This window comes from Mucilaginibacter endophyticus (assembly GCF_003351025.1).
GTDB lineage: Bacteria > Bacteroidota > Bacteroidia > Sphingobacteriales > Sphingobacteriaceae > Mucilaginibacter > Mucilaginibacter endophyticus.
The window spans coordinates 462,565-477,760 of sequence record NZ_QPCG01000004.1 but is presented as its reverse complement, the minus strand read 5'-3'; the positions used below and the strand labels follow the sequence as shown (position 1 = coordinate 477,760).

The 15,196-nt window shown below is 39.8% G+C and carries 14 protein-coding genes; 9 read left to right on the top strand and 5 right to left on the bottom strand.

Going from position 1 to position 15,196, the window contains the following annotated elements:
- Positions 1-65: 65 nt before the first annotated feature.
- On the bottom strand, positions 66-803 hold the full coding sequence (locus tag DUL71_RS18945) for a hypothetical protein (protein WP_154402433.1): 738 nt from the start codon (positions 801-803) through the stop codon (positions 66-68).
- Positions 804-1,289: 486 nt separating this feature from the next.
- Here DUL71_RS18945 and DUL71_RS18940 point away from each other — a divergent pair, with 486 nt between their 5' ends.
- The 7 genes from DUL71_RS18940 (at position 1,290) to DUL71_RS18910 (ending at position 7,398) form a co-directional block, all read left to right on the top strand.
- On the top strand, positions 1,290-2,444 hold the full coding sequence (locus tag DUL71_RS18940) for a hypothetical protein (RefSeq protein WP_114939566.1): 1,155 nt from the start codon (positions 1,290-1,292) through the stop codon (positions 2,442-2,444).
- A gap of 71 nt (positions 2,445-2,515) precedes the next feature.
- The gene (locus DUL71_RS18935; protein ID WP_114939565.1) at positions 2,516-2,803 is read left to right on the top strand and encodes a helix-turn-helix domain-containing protein; all 288 of its coding nucleotides are present in this window, start codon (positions 2,516-2,518) and stop codon (positions 2,801-2,803) included.
- A gap of 8 nt (positions 2,804-2,811) precedes the next feature.
- Positions 2,812-4,038 carry a primase-helicase family protein gene (locus DUL71_RS18930; RefSeq protein WP_154402432.1) on the top strand — a complete coding sequence of 409 codons (1,227 nt, stop codon included), beginning with the start codon at positions 2,812-2,814 and terminating at the stop codon, positions 4,036-4,038.
- A gap of 252 nt (positions 4,039-4,290) precedes the next feature.
- Positions 4,291-5,208 (top strand): toprim domain-containing protein, encoded by a 918-nt coding sequence (locus DUL71_RS18925; protein ID WP_114939563.1) that lies wholly within the window; start codon positions 4,291-4,293, stop codon positions 5,206-5,208.
- Between the two features lie 206 nt (positions 5,209-5,414).
- Complete coding sequence (locus DUL71_RS18920; protein ID WP_114939562.1) at positions 5,415-5,792, top strand: plasmid mobilization protein; 378 nt, start codon at positions 5,415-5,417, stop codon at positions 5,790-5,792.
- Entirely contained in the window at positions 5,782-6,762 is a 981-nt protein-coding gene (locus DUL71_RS18915) for a relaxase/mobilization nuclease domain-containing protein (RefSeq protein WP_114939561.1), read from the top strand. The genes DUL71_RS18920 and DUL71_RS18915 overlap by 11 nt, the downstream gene beginning before the upstream one ends.
- 33 nt (positions 6,763-6,795) lie before the next feature.
- Positions 6,796-7,398: a hypothetical protein gene (locus tag DUL71_RS18910; RefSeq protein WP_114939560.1), complete on the top strand. Its 603-nt coding sequence runs from the start codon at positions 6,796-6,798 to the stop codon at positions 7,396-7,398.
- 192 nt (positions 7,399-7,590) lie between these two features.
- Here DUL71_RS18910 and DUL71_RS18905 read toward each other — a convergent pair whose 3' ends face one another.
- Both DUL71_RS18905 and DUL71_RS18900 read right to left on the bottom strand, forming a co-directional pair.
- A complete protein-coding gene (locus DUL71_RS18905) occupies positions 7,591-7,980 on the bottom strand; it encodes a hypothetical protein (RefSeq protein WP_154402431.1) in 390 nt (129 codons plus the stop codon).
- A 284-nt stretch (positions 7,981-8,264) separates the two neighbouring features.
- Complete coding sequence (locus DUL71_RS18900) at positions 8,265-9,569, bottom strand: hypothetical protein (protein ID WP_114939558.1); 1,305 nt, start codon at positions 9,567-9,569, stop codon at positions 8,265-8,267.
- Between the two features lie 146 nt (positions 9,570-9,715).
- Here DUL71_RS18900 and DUL71_RS18895 point away from each other — a divergent pair, with 146 nt between their 5' ends.
- The gene (locus DUL71_RS18895) at positions 9,716-11,248 is read left to right on the top strand and encodes a hypothetical protein (RefSeq protein WP_114939557.1); all 1,533 of its coding nucleotides are present in this window, start codon (positions 9,716-9,718) and stop codon (positions 11,246-11,248) included.
- Positions 11,249-11,251: 3 nt separating this feature from the next.
- Here the strand turns inward: DUL71_RS18895 and DUL71_RS18890 are convergent, their stop codons facing one another.
- Positions 11,252-12,754, bottom strand: a complete 1,503-nt coding sequence (locus DUL71_RS18890; protein WP_114939556.1) for a glycosyltransferase family protein — start codon at positions 12,752-12,754, stop codon at positions 11,252-11,254.
- 455 nt (positions 12,755-13,209) lie between these two features.
- Between DUL71_RS18890 and DUL71_RS18885 the strand changes: the two genes are divergently transcribed.
- Positions 13,210-14,433, top strand: coding sequence for a hypothetical protein (locus DUL71_RS18885; RefSeq protein ID WP_114939555.1), 1,224 nt, complete (start codon positions 13,210-13,212; stop codon positions 14,431-14,433).
- Between the two features lie 32 nt (positions 14,434-14,465).
- Here DUL71_RS18885 and DUL71_RS18880 read toward each other — a convergent pair whose 3' ends face one another.
- Positions 14,466-14,969 carry a hypothetical protein gene (locus tag DUL71_RS18880; RefSeq protein ID WP_114939554.1) on the bottom strand — a complete coding sequence of 168 codons (504 nt, stop codon included), beginning with the start codon at positions 14,967-14,969 and terminating at the stop codon, positions 14,466-14,468.
- Between the last annotated feature and the right edge of the window lie 227 nt (positions 14,970-15,196).

Below are 15,196 nucleotides of genomic sequence, written 5' to 3'. Positions count from 1 at the left end.
AAGAATCGAAACTTAGCTAAATCTATTTAGGATCCGATCTCTTCAAAAAAGAATTTAAACGTGGACTAGTTAAACGGAGAAGTATATTCGTTCTTTGCAATAGTGTTTTTATAGGAATTATAACATTTTTTTATATAAATAATAACGTCATAATCAGACCACTTTTTGCATTTTTTATAGTTTGGCCGATAAATATCCATAAAATCGTTTAACTTTTTTCCTGTTAAGCTAGTTATCTTAGAAACAAGGGGGGCATTGAAGCGACGATCGATTTCAATTGCCTCCCTTTCTTTTTCTGCGTTTTGAATAAATCTTTTTTCCCTCTTGGTATCTCCTCCAAGAAGTTCATGTAAAACTGTTAGGGGAGTCCCTCCAGGTAGGGGAAGATAGGCAGCCAATGGAGGTTTGCCATTATAATAAATACCTTTACTGCGATACTGATCTATTACTTCCATCTGCTCCTGTCTAAGAGATTTTGCTCGAACGGTTACTTCGAAAAGATCAACAACTTTCTGAAGTTTTGCTTCAAGATAATTATCGTTTGCAATAGCAAGTTTAAAGGGTGTGTATCCTTGTTTAAATATGCATAAAGTGTCCTCCATTTTTGCTTTAATAGAGAAGCGTCCTGCAATGTCACTAATAGTGCTGTCCGTTAATGTTTTGTTAATGATTTTAGCACCGGATATTTGCAATGAATCTGTTGATGAAACACGCCCATGCAAAAGCGTTCTTTGCTGTGCTGTTAAACTGATTGGAAAAAACAGTAAAACTAAAATGATAACTAAGCATGTCTTATTGCACATGATGTGATATATAATTTTAATATCCCAATTGCATCGGATATGTCAAAAAAATTTAACAAGATTTAACTGTTTAACCATTATTCGTATGTGGGGTGGTCTGTAATCTGCTTGATATTAGGTACTTAAGCTCACAATTGGAAGGTGTTTCATTTATGCTGTAAAAGTGTTACGGGAACATTATCTCTAATAGTAGAAGGGTTGAAGATTATGTATTAGAGTTTAATTAGAGAATGGTGTATAAATATAGGCTAACAACGCCTTAGAGCACATTTGTTAATTAGAATTATGTATTTTCAATTAGAGTATAGGACATTAATTAGACTAGCTTTAGATTGACTGATGACCTAAACAGATATTTATGAATACTCAAGTAGTTAGCCAAATAGGTAAGGGTTATATAACGAAAATGGTATTCTTGTCCATTACTTTATAAAAAAAGCAAACACTATTTTTGGGGATTTGGCGTTTGCTTTTTTTAAGTTGCCTATGTATTTTCTTAACCTCAAAGGATTTCATCCCATTAAGGGTATCAATACCGATAACCACAACAAATACCCGTTTCTGGAATCGACCGATGGCTTGTTCGAACCGGATGATTTTGAATACAACTTTAATAGAAGTTTTCCTTTTGAACAGATCGAACTAAGTGAAAGCAGATCAATTTATGTGAGTGAACCGAACTTACTAAAGGTTTTTAAGAATAATGCAACAGTTGATAACAAGATACTGGTCAACAACGTTAAGCCGATTGAAGAGGCATATACCAAAGAACTGGCTGACATATTCTATTCCGGCTATGATGAGGGTATGGCAAATTTCTATGAGGAGATCGGCCAAACCTTTTTATCGCTGGGGCTTGAGCAAAAAAAGCAGGCGCTTCGGGATTTCATCACTTACTGTCATACCAACTTGTATTTTGAAGGCTTTGCTGTTCCCGAGGTGATTTATGCATTGGGCTACATCCAGGCATCGCTGGTCAAAGGATTTCAGGAGTACAGCAACCTGAAAAACTTGAACGAAAAAGAGCAGGCACCACCGGTGGTTAATGTTTATCCTGTTTTCAAAATGCCTGAGCCGGATGTAAAACCTGATTATGTATTTGAGGCATCTGTAGAAGCTGCGCCGAAACCGTCACCGCCGCAAATTACACGGCCTGATGCTGATAGCCATATCCTTTTACGATATCCAGCTAGTAAAATATTCGACCTTTGGTGCGCTTTATTGGACGCCCAACTTTGCCAACTGATGCAAGTGCCGAAAGTCTTTAATAGCGAAGATGAGATCAAAGAACTGCTGGGCAGACTTTTCAAATTGGATGACCAGGAACAAATGTGGTCGTTAAGCGATAGCGAATATTATTATCAAATGGCACCAGGCTATCAGAATCTTTTATGCCTGTTAATGCACGCCACCTATAAGCTCAATACGACCTATCTGAAAGTACCACAAGTGAAATACTGTGAACTCCTTAAATCCAACTTCTCTTCCTTTGAAACATACGAGTCGGTGGGTGACATTCAACGGAATATGACCAAGAAGAAAGATACAGCTATCGACTTTGTGCATAAAAGCAGCGGGTCCTATGCTAAAAAAGCCTACAAAGTCTTAAAGAAAGTACCTACTTATATACTGAGATCCTAACGACGTTCAACTTCGTTCATTAACGTTGGGTTATTTTCATACTCTTTTGTGTTCATCAAATTTTTTAATTTATGAACACAACTTTTTTTACTACCCTATCGACACAGGAGTTCCAGGAACTCATTGAGTCATCTGTCAGAAACGCCGTCCACTTAAAACCAATCCGCCCGGATGATGAGGATGATACTTTGCTGGACACCAAGGAAGCAGCCGAGCTGATCAAGTACGAAGTCACATCAGTCTACGGGCTGGTGAAAAGAAAAAAGATCCCTTTCTGTAAAGTGGAAGGCAAGCTGCTTTTCTCCCGTAAAAAACTATTGGCATGGATCGGCAGCGGCCAGCAGGCCGTCGCAAAATAAGTACTGCTATGGCTGATCAGTTTTTCCCTTTACACCAACCGGGTAGTTATATCCGCGTGCAGACCTCGTATTACAAGCGTACGCGGCAACCGATGGTTACCGGAGGCTATACAGACGGCTGGTTACTTTGGTCATCGGAAACACTCAAAAAAGATTTGAGTGCGGACGCGATCAAGAAGATCCGCAAGTTCGATGCGTATTGCTGTGTCCCCAGCCATACCGATTACCGGGAAACCATCGGCAACTATTTTAACAGGTACCATCCTTTGGAATTCAAACCGGAACCGGGTTCCTGCGAGACCATTTTGGGCTTTCTGCAGCACATCTTTGGCGAGCAGTATGAAGTGGGACTGGATTACATAGCCTTGCTCTATACGAGGCCGGTCATTAAACTGCCAATTCTGTGCCTGGTATCCAAGGAGCGCAAAACAGGTAAGACTACTTTCCTGGACCTGCTCAAAGTCATCTTCGGCAATAACATGACCTTTAACGGGAACCATGATTTCCGGTCACAGTTCAATTCCGATTGGATGAATACGCTGATCATCGCCGTGGAAGAAGTGCTGCTGGACAAAAAGGAGGATTCGGAAAAGATCAAGAACCTGAGCACCGCTAAAGTATCCAAGGTGGAAGCCAAAAGCAAGGATAAGCGAGAAACGGAATTCTTCGGCAAGTTCATCCTGTGTTCCAATAACGAATATAATTTTATTGTTATTGAGCCGACGGAAACCCGGTACTGGGTAAGGAAAGTGCCGGTATTTGAAAAAGAAAATGTTCGGCTTCTGGAACAAATGACAGCTGAGATTCCCGCTTTTCTGTTCCATCTGTTGGAACGGCCGTTATCGGTGCCGGTTGGCAACACCCGCATGTGGTTTTCCGAGCAGCAGATCCGAACGGATGCTTTATTGCGTGTAATGCGCAATAACCGCAACCGGCTGGAAACCGAACTGTTGTTATTGTTGAAAGAGATCCAGGAGCACGATCTCGGCCAGAAAATGTGCTTTGCCAATAAGGATATCCTCGATCTGCTTAAAAAAAGCATGCCGCGCCTGACAAGACAGGATGTATCGCAGCTGATGCAGCAGGAGTGGGGGCTTGTCCCCGTACCCAACAGTTTAAGCTATTCAACCTATTGTTATAATAACCTCAACGAATTGGTAACGGTGGCCAAAACAGGCAGGTACTATACCATTACTGAAGAGTGGCTCAGGCAAAAGTTTGATGAGTCGGGCTAAGTCATATTTATCAAATTGCTTGTCAGTGCATTACATCCTCATCATCGTTTGATGATGCATGATGAGCAATGATGAGCGCGATGAGCAAACTCATCAAAGCGGAAAACCATGATGAGGTAATGATGAGCATATAAATTATTTATTTATAAATAGTTACGGCTATAGCTCATCATTCATCATAAATGTAAGGTCAGCCCTCCCGTATGGTTTGGTACCGGCATCATTTAATAACAAACCTTTAGATTTTACAACATGACACGATATAACTGTAAAACAGCAAAAGAACTCTCTATCATTAGTTACCTGGAGCAATGCGGTATTCAGCCGCAACGGATCAAAGGTGATAATTACTGGTATTTATCACCACTGCGCGAAGAAAAGACCGCTTCATTCAAAGTAAATACCAGGCTTAACGCCTGGATGGATTTTGGCGAAGGTACCGGAGGTAATTTAATTGATCTGGGAATACGTATGCACCTTTGTTCCGTGGAGGAGTTTTTGGAGCGTTTAAATAATGGCAATACTGATTTTTCTTTTCATCAGCAAACTTCGCGAAATGTAGAACCCCAGTCGGATAATCCGGTGATCATTACCGGTGTAAAGGCACTTGAACATCCGGCCTTGATCGCTTACCTGGAAACCCGCGGTATTGATCCGGCCATTGCCACTACCTATTGCAAACAGGTCGATTTTACAATAAGTGGCAAAGCCTATTTCGCCATTGGATTTGCCAATCGTTCGGGTGGTTACGAGCTGCGGAATAACTGGTTCAAAGGCGCATCGTCTCCCAAGGACATTACCATCATTGACGGCAGTCATAACACCGCCATCGTGCTTGAAGGTTTTATGGATTTTCTTTCGCTCTTGCAAATGAAAGGTGGTCAATACCAGTCGGATTTTATCATCCTGAATTCTGTTGCGATGGCTGAAAGAGCGGCGCCTGTTTTGAAGAACTATCAGGAAAATTTCCTGATGCTTAACCATGACAAAGCCGGGATTGCAGCTGCTGAAAAGTTGCAGGCTGCGGGTATCAGCTTCACCGATGCATCTGGCTTTTACAAGGGTTTTAACGACATCAATGAGTACCTGGCTGCCCAAAGACAGGCTTGTTTACAACCGCAGATCCGGCGCAGAGCACAGGAAGAAAGGAGCAGGGGAATTTGGCGCTAAGCCAAATTTTGCCATGGCCTATGGATACCGGTTTTCGGTATTGGGATATATACAGATAGCTGAATATACCACCGGCCAATTTTTCGAATTGTAAGGAGCGAGTTAATGTTTTTGCTACACAAAAACCCGAATTCACCCCGACGGGGTGATTCGGAACTCGCTCCCGTTGGTCGAACTTTTATAGCAACAAAAAATGAAATGAATACATGCTAACAGCTAATGAAAATAAAACAATAAAAAAAATGAGGCCCCCCGGCAGACCCAAAAAGTCGATCAGGCGGAGTGATTTTTTAATGGTACGTTTAACGCCAACAGAAAAAATTCTGATCGAAGGTAGGGCGAAAAATGCCGGGCTGAAACCCAGTGAGTGGTTCCGGAGGGCCGCGAAAAACGCCAGAGTATTTTCGCGCTTTACCCCAGAGGAAACCAGCTGGTTCAGGATGCTGGCTGGGGTAGCGAATAACCTCAACCAGTTAACGCACTTAGCACATGTGGCAGGCCTCTTTACGCTTGCCGTGAAGTGCCAAAACATCCTTAAACAAGTGGACGAGTTAATTACAAAACTTAGCAGCCATGATGGGTAAACCAATCACCGGGAAAAGCTTTGGCGGCTGTGTCCGCTATATGGTGAATAAGCCGGAAGCAAAGATTTTATCGGCAGAAGGCGTTCGCATGCAGCATGCGAACGCTATAATTCAGGATTTCAATATGCAACGTAAAATGCGGCCGGAACTCGGCAAAGCAGTGGGACATCTGGTACTCAGCTGGAGCAAGGAAGACCTGCTTAAATTAAGCGATGATATCATGGTGGAGCGGGCAAGGGAATACATGGAAAAAGCAGGTATCCGAAATACACAGTATGTGATCGTTCGTCACAACGACCGCGATCATCCGCATCTCCATATTGTTTACAACCGGGTGGATAATAACGGCAAGACCATTAGTGACAAAAACAATTTCGCTAAGAATGTAATAGCCTGCAAGGAGATTACCCTGAAATACGGCTATCATATAGGCGAAGGTAAAGATCTGGTGAACCGCCAGGCGTTAAAGGGCAGGGAGAAGGTTAGGTACGAATTATACGATGCTATTAAAGCAGGCATGAAAACGGCCACTAACTGGAAACAGTTGGAAGCGCAGCTTGCCAGGCAGGGAATTACCATTGCTTATAAATTCCGTAGCGGTACCAATGAAGTTCAGGGCATCTCTTTTGAAAAAGGCAACATAAAAATGAAAGGTTCCGCTATTGACCGGAGCTTGAGTTTTGTCCGTATTGATGCCAATTTAAACCGAAACCAACAGGTACAGCAGTATCATGCGGCAAGGGAAGCCAATCAACCATTTATGGCTAACCAACTGCGTGAATCAATCCGGCAGAGCGTTCAGGCGGAATACAGCCATAACCCCGGTGTAGGTAAAGGCTTATTGGAAGTGCTGCTGGAACCACAATTTGTTGCCGGGCCTCCTGATCCAATGGGTGACGCAGATATCGCCCGCAGAAAACGGAAGAAGCACGAGGCGGAACACTCCCAGTCACAGGGTATAAGCAGGTAAAAAAAAATGGGATTAACCTTAAAACGATTTGATATGCAAAACGAAGAATTAGAAGAGAAAGTAAATATCATGGAAGAACTGATCCAAGGTTTTGCCGGTAGGATCAGTGTGATGGAAACCAGCGTAGCCGAGTTTCTAAAAAGCTTTCTGGAGCAGTACCGGGGCACATTGGAAACGATCTCATCGCGAATTGAAACTGCTAATAAGCGGTATAAAGATCAAAAGATCCAGCAGCAAATCGATGAATTAAATGGCGTACTAGCGACAGTACCGAAAGTCATTCGTGTGAAAAACAGTCACCATTTAGGTGCCTGGTCGAGTAATTTGATTATTGGCTTGGTTGTTTGTTTTATAATTACAGCCGGATCATTCGGGAGTACTTTATATCTCTATCATCAAAATGATGACCTTAATCGTGAAGCTTATAACTTCTGGATAGTCAGGGCGCTTTATCCAAAGGTTGCTAAGACCATCGATACAAAGTTGGCGGAGGATCCGAGAGATTTTATAGATAAGGCTGAAAAAGCAATGGTAAAACAGCAGGCGTTAATTGCTGCCGAATCCGTAGCTGCGCAGGCAGATAAGGATCAAAAGGAAGCTAAGCGGAAGCTGGAAAAGGTGAAAGCAAATAAGTGATGGAGGTAAGATAAAGAGGCAACGCAACTGCGGCAGGTTGCTGCATTGCACCGCGCTATGCGCCGGGTTCCATTTTGCAGCCAGCCTAGTTGCCGCACACAGGCACGTATTCGTTCCTCATACACACCTGTCTTCCAGCCGCACAGAAAACCACGCCACCGCAGTCACAAAGGTAGCGACACAGGAAAACAGTCAAGGGTATAGTAAACCGCGGCTACCACCGCGGCCCTTGACAATTTTCCCGTTTTGAGCTTCTTGTTGTTTAAGCGGTAATGTGGTAGGTGTGTGCAGAGGAAATTTACTGAGCAACTCCGTTCGTTGATTGGTCAACTCGGGTGCCGGAACAATTAATAAGTTTTCCCCGTTAATAGATTTTAGGGTCCAGGAATATTTCCAATTCGGAACTAGCTTACTATCATTATTAACAGTTTGCTTTAAATACCAAATTTTGGCAGATTCTAATAATGCAGAAGAAGTGGCGGTTCTGTCATTTATCATATTGTTGATATCTCTGCGGCAGGCAAAGATTAACAAACAGACACTGAAAAATACCGTAATAATAAGCAAGGAACGCTGTTTCATAGATTTGTGATTTATAAAGGTTACATCAATTATTAGTTTTAATATTTATAAATCCAAACCAACTCTACCCAAAGAACGATAGTTTTTCTTTAAATAATATTTGCAAAAAAATTGACCAAGGGCTTACCGTTTGGGCTTTTCAACATTTGTTTGCCAGACAAAAAATTGGGGGATTTTTCTTTTGCTCAAGTTATAATAACTTGCCGCATAGAATAAATTCATAATGATGATTAAGACAAGGAATAAGCATCCGAGAAGAATTTTATTTTTATGACAACTGGACATTACTTCAATTTTTTTAATTCATTAAAATCATCTCTCTGTTCAATCGTTGTTTTAAGCTTCTCTTTCAGCGTATAAGCATTGGTCCATACAGGAATATGCATCGCAGAGTAACACATGAGAGCAACAACATATGCCCCCCCAGGGATAAGCAACCTGTTCTTGAATTTTAGCTTGCGCAAGTACGAAACAAAAATATAGCTTAAAATAAAACATAGCCCAATGGATGCAAGGTAAGCATATCTGTCAGCCATAACAGAAAATCGCGCCAAGGAAAACAGATTGATAACTAATAGAATATGTATCAAAAAGAAAAACAAACCGAAACGAATTGGCCGGCTTTTTATCTCCCTGAAAAAACAAAATACAATCGTTGGAATTGCAAGAACATACACCCAAAAATACCATGGAACTGGTTCATTTGTCAAAAATGGGAACGGGTATAGATAAGAAATATTAAGCGGCAGCAAACACTTGGTGAAATACTCGCTAAGTGTATAAAAAGCCAACGGGATCCGCTGATATACAGAGTAAAACGCTTGCCCGGAACCCTCTACACCCTGCGATTGGATTGTAATGATACCTAAAAGTAGCCCGAGAACAAAAAACGGAATTTTTTCAAGCCGTATTATTTTCTGCTTCAAAGATCTGCCGTACACAAAATCAAATAAGAGTAAGCACAATGGGAAAGTCAAGGCCTGTTCTTTAGCGCCAAATGAAACCGCAAAAAACAAAAGGGTAAGGTAGAAATCATAGGGTTTGTTTTTTTCCAAATAGCGGCAATAGTGATTCAAGCCAATGAGGTAAAACAGGGCATAGATTGGTACTTTTGAAGCCGCTATCCAGGCAATGCATTCCACATTTACTGGCAAAATACCAAATAACATTGATGTTAAAAATGCGATATGTTTTGCCTGAATATCCGGAACACCGGCAACTTTGGGCGTAATTTTACAGACCAGACAATAAACTAATATAACGTTTACACTATGAATAAAGACGCTGATAATGTGGTAATAGGCCGGATTGTATTTAAATAGACTGTAAAGAAAGGTATAATATATCTGGTTAACCGGAGCATATTGGCCGTAATAGAATTCCGTGAACATAGCAAATAGGTTTTGCGGCGTGAATCCATTCTGTGTAAAATGGTTGGTAACAAACCATTGATCATCCCATCCAAATAAGAAATCGAAACGATATACCGGCCAGTAAATAAACGCGATACATAGGAAAAGCAAAAGGATATGGATACGCCCCAGGGTATCATAAATTCTGCACGTTAGGTATAGTGGAATATTTCTCATCGATCTAGGTTAACATAAAAGTACAGAATATAAATAAATATCATGCATATTTCTTATTTACTGCTATTCAATATATACCTTTAGAAGAGCCATTTAATAAACTGCATACTAAACCTTATACTTAACAATTTCACTCTACGTCGCACATGTTAGCGAAATCTAAAATCTTAACAAAAGCAACTCCGGTAGGGATTCTATTACTGGGAGTTTATATGGCTTTCTGGTGGACTTATAAATTAGATGTCCTGCCAGGATTACACGGTGATGAAGCTTGGGTTGGGCTAAAAGCGGATCAGTTCAATAAAACGGGAATTGACGGTATATATGGAATGAACACCTATACTGGCATTCTGCAACCGATGATCGTTTCGACATTTTTCAAAGTATTCGGTTTGGGTATTTTTCAATTGAGAATTGCGGGCGCAGTCTTCAACTCGCTGGGCCTGCTTATCATTTACCGAACTCTTTGGCGTTATAATCAAGCTAACATATCAATTCTCTTCCTGCTCATACTTTCACAATCTGCGTTGTATTTGATTAGCCCAAGGGTAGCTTGGGAAGTAAATACATTCACTTTGTTTTTCATATCGCTGCTCATAGCCGCAACCGTTAATTTACTGTCTGATTTAAACGTTTTAAAACCTTTTTGGATATTATTATTATTTTGTACCAATGTTATAGGGACCTACAATCATATATTGTTCTCCGCAATATCTGTTGCTGCTTTAATCAGCCTTATTTTATGGAGCTTGTATATCAGAACTAGTGTATATCAAAAACTCATTGCGTTGCTGACCTGCAACCTTTTGAATTTAATATTGGTTTTTGTAGGAATGCGTTTTAAGCTACTGACATCTATATCCTGGCTTACGATTCTGTTTTTTGCAGTAGTTATTTCAGGGATCGAATTGTTTGCAGTTAATAGGTTGCGACAGGTCGTCATCGCCGATAAATTAATGGTAAAAGTTAACGTAAAGGTTACTTATATATGTCTGCTGCTCCTATCCGCTTCTTTTGTTATCTTTCATGGACTGGCATTATTTGACATCTTATCCAATTATAAATTACTGGTTCATGCTTACTCCTATCCCTTTCAATTCCTATTTCGACTGTGGTTTCTTCTTGGTGGCAGCATTATAGGATTTTATCTTGTTTTTTATCTCGCAGAGGACATCGTCAGTAAAAAAAATTCCCTGTATGCTTTTTTTATTATTACATATCTGGGGATTATTACTGTATATACAACTAATTGTTCTTTCCGTTATTATCTTTCAATATATGTAATTATCGGCCTTTATCTGGCCCTGAAAATCAGCAAAGGGATTAAACGCGCTATGCCGTTACTTGGCTCCCTGATGCTTTCGGCTATATTAATTAATGTTTTACTGACGGAAATATTTACTCATCCGGAGAGACAGATTAATGCAATTGATTTTAAAACCGGGAACAATCAGATGGAAACCTCGGCCCATTTCCTTCCAAATAAACCATTGATCGATTTTCTCAGGAAGAATAATATTGATACAATAAAGTATGTTTCTGAGCGGTATTTTTTGGAACAGCCTATCTTGTTCTACCAACTGGTTAATCCCTGGAAAAAAGCGGCAGGGAGTGCAGCAATTATCGATTACAACTATTCAGGCAACAAACGGGGATATATGCTTTATAAAGAAAAGTAAATCTTAATCGCTGAATTCATAGAGCAGAAAGTTATCCTCATTAAGTGATTCATTATATAGCCCAATGATTTTTTGGTCAAAGGTTGGAATGCTTTGATAAACACGAATTAAATGAAGATCCTTTAAAAGCGCGATTGTTTTAGGGCCGGTTATGTCATTTTGAGAAATCACTAATAAATTAGCATAACCAGGCTTGCGATGCGTAGCAAAACCGGGCTGCCAAACGGAGGCAATTTTTGTCATTTCAATTTCTCCGCTGTGGTAAAAAGTATTTTTTGGAAAAGGCCAGTCGTAATATGGATTTGATCCGTCGGTGTATATTAGGTTAACCTTTTTACCTGCGTATTTGGTGTGGATATAAGCTGTAACCGATACCCTTGTATTTCCCGCTCCTTTAGATAAAACAACTATTAATCCTGCGATATTAATTAAGATTAAAGCTATTGATAGAGCAAAACAAATCCACTTATATTTAAATAATCGAGAAAAGACAACAACTTTTTGATACCCTAAAATAAGCACAATAGGGACAAGATCAGCAATCGGAAACAAGAATCGTAACTCTTTGTGAGGGATGATCATATGAACAACCAAAAATGGAAGTGTCGACCAGACTAACAGGCTTTTGGGATCAAAAAAGATTAGTATGATAAATGAGAAGAAGATAAATACGCCGAGTGGCCCCGGGTTTCTAATTATATAAAGCAAAATCTCATACCAAGGTGATACCCCATAATTGGAAGCCACATTATCAACTATATTAACATGAAAGTAATTATAAAGTGTAAAGGAATAAATTCCATACAACCATCTGTCTATGAAGAAGCCGATAACCAAAACCATGAGAACGGCAGCTACAATTAAGGCAATGTTTCTGATCTTTGATTTTGCAATGAAATACAGCCACAGCAAAATACCCATCGTCAACAATAAGGACTGATAGCGGAATAGAATAGAAATCCCCAACAGAATGCCCAGTATTAGGAGGTTTTTTACGCTGTTTTGATAATGCCCATATAGTATCCGCGCTAAGGAAGCCAGGAAAAACATACCAGACCAGTTTTCCGAAGAGAACCGAACGTTGATATATGGGATGAACCAAATGAAATACGACAATATTATGAAGAAATTATAATTCTTCTCTTCAACTGCTCCCTTGGCAGAAGCTACAAAGTAGCGGATAATAATCACAGATAAGATCGCGCTAAGGACACGTAGTCCGAACGATAAATAATATACATCATCGATCCCCAAAAATCGCATCAGTTTGAAAAATATAACACATAGCATAGGCTGCAATCCAGATCTTATCCTTGAATGAAACTCCCAAGCCAGATCTCCTGCTTTGGCGACCCCAAGCTTGTAATTTGCAAATTCAATGATCTGAAAATGCTCGTCGGCATTATGAAACCCATTCGCATTATATGCAACGAAGAGATATACCACAACAACGCTAAATAAAAGCCAGCAACTTCTCCCTTTTATTAAATCGGTATTCAAACTCATAATTTACTCATGACATGTAATTGATAACGTTGATTTCTCTTGCTAATCATACCTATGGACGCTCACTTTATTAAAAGCAACACTATATTAAAAGCAACACTATGGATTTTCCTTTAGCCGTCGATCCTACAAATAGCAACCGGAAGGGCATCATTCGACTTTTTCGATAAACATCAATAGAAAACTTAAAAGCGGCATCATCGAGGTCGGTATTTCATAATTCCCGTTGATGTATAAATGCAGCATGTTTTATATATAAAATTCGGCACAAGATAGAGGGAGGGGCGTTTCATGAGGTTAGGTTATTGACTCTAAGAGGTTACAATATCCTGATTTATATTCAAGTTAACAAGCGATCTTTAATAAATAGTTAGTATAAAGATATTAATTACAATATTATTTGGAATTGAAGATAATAAGGTTAAATTTGTTATAACCTTATAAAACTAAACCTTATGAAACAACGTTCCCTCCTCGCCATTACGGTGTTTTTCAGCATTTGTTTGTTAATCTTTGCCTGCCGTAGAGAAATTAATAACGTCATCAATGAAAGAACATCCGCGTCATCCGAGTTGTTGGAATCTGCCAAGATTTGGCATTTACAACACGTTGATGCTAATGCACCCAAGTTAAGTCCTTATTGGAAAGACTCCTGGACGCTAAAATCAACCGATGGTAGCAATCTTTTGGTCGCGCCAACTTCAGAAAACTACGTAGCAAACAATGAAATTACAATCAGACGTTTTTTCGTTTATACTTCATCCGGCAATAACATTACTGATGGAAAGCTTATTGAATTAGTTGGGAATAAATACAATGTGAATGACAACCTCGATCTTCTTCTGAAGAATTATAATCAAAATAATATCATTGGTTTTAATGGTGAAATTCTACAATATGATGCCAGTTATAAACAATTGAATAGTGCTGTTTACGAAAATGGCCGAAAAAGCGATAAGAAAGCTGTATTTAAAAGCAAAACAGAGGACGCGATAAAAGCCAAAGCACTATCGGTAAATAGTGACCCTTCAGAGTGTCAGCCGGTTTTTCCCACCATGGTTGGATTTCCACCTTCTACAGGGAGCGGCTGCATATTTTATTATAACGAAGTAATTACAACAGATTCTAATGGGTGTATCACTTCGGTAGTCGATACATTTACGGGCTCCAGCTGCCCAAACACTGGAGGTGGAGGTTCTGGTGGTTCTGGCAGTGGCAGCGGATCAGGTAGCGGTTCAGGTAGTAATGGAGGACCGCCGTACGGAGGTATCACTTTTAGGTGGAATCTTGTAGTTGACCAATCAGACGTGATCACTGATCCGGCCGGGATGCCTACTGTAAATCCTGCAAAAATTCGCTATTATGCAGTTATTGGGTGCTCAATGAATTCAAACGGAGGAGGAGCCATTGTAGAATCAGTTTCAGGTATGACTATTGCGGTGGTAAATGGGTCTTCAACATCTATTTTGCCGGACGGAACAGAAGACACATGGTATACCACACTAATGACTAATGGACCACATAGCCATGGCCCCGTTGGATTTCCTACTATTGTACTAAACTGGGTTGGAACGAAAATAACCAGACATACTGTAACTAAACCAGGCCAGTCCCCTGTAAGTACAACAACCACAAAATCTGTAAGTACATCTCAGGTACGAAATGCCGTTCTTCCTTAAAGCCAATTTAACTTTCAATATAAAACTATCTTTTAGAACTCATACATATTATTGGCCCGCAAGCTGTCAATTGCTGAAAGAGCGTGTATGTCTAACTTACGCCCTGACCCGATCTTTTCTTCTATCTCGGGCAGGGTTTTAAATCCATATTCTTGAAAAAACTTTTCAGTGTGTGCATAGTAGGTATCTAAAAATTCTGTTATCGAGGATAAATCTGATTTAAAACTTTCACTTTCAAAGTTAAATTGACAAGTACTGTCATAGGAAAATAAAAGATTATCATCAGTATTCTCCGTTACAAATTCATACTGATAGTGGCCATGATCCATAGCTTCTTTGGATAGAATTGACTCCCTTCCTTTACCCGCATGGCAAAGTATACCAAATGAAATAACAAGTGTATTTAATGATTCCGTTTTCATACCACTAAATCCAAAACCAACTTCACAACCAAAGTCTGTAGCGAATTTATCTAATCGCTCCTCATTGAAAATGTATTTTGTGACGGTAATAGGTCTTATATTAAATATTTTCATCCGTACGAATTTTTATCATAAATATAATTATTTTTTAATAAACTGTTAAATTTCCAAAATCAACTTAAATAAATATTCTCATTGGGGTGCCAGATCTGCGACACTTTAGAAGTGGGCCGGCTGAAAAAAGATCTGATAAAAAAGCAACTGAAAATAAAAAAAAACCAAAAAGGCAAGGCGGAAAAAAATGAACTCTATCCGTTTCCTATACCGTGTGCAGCATGTAG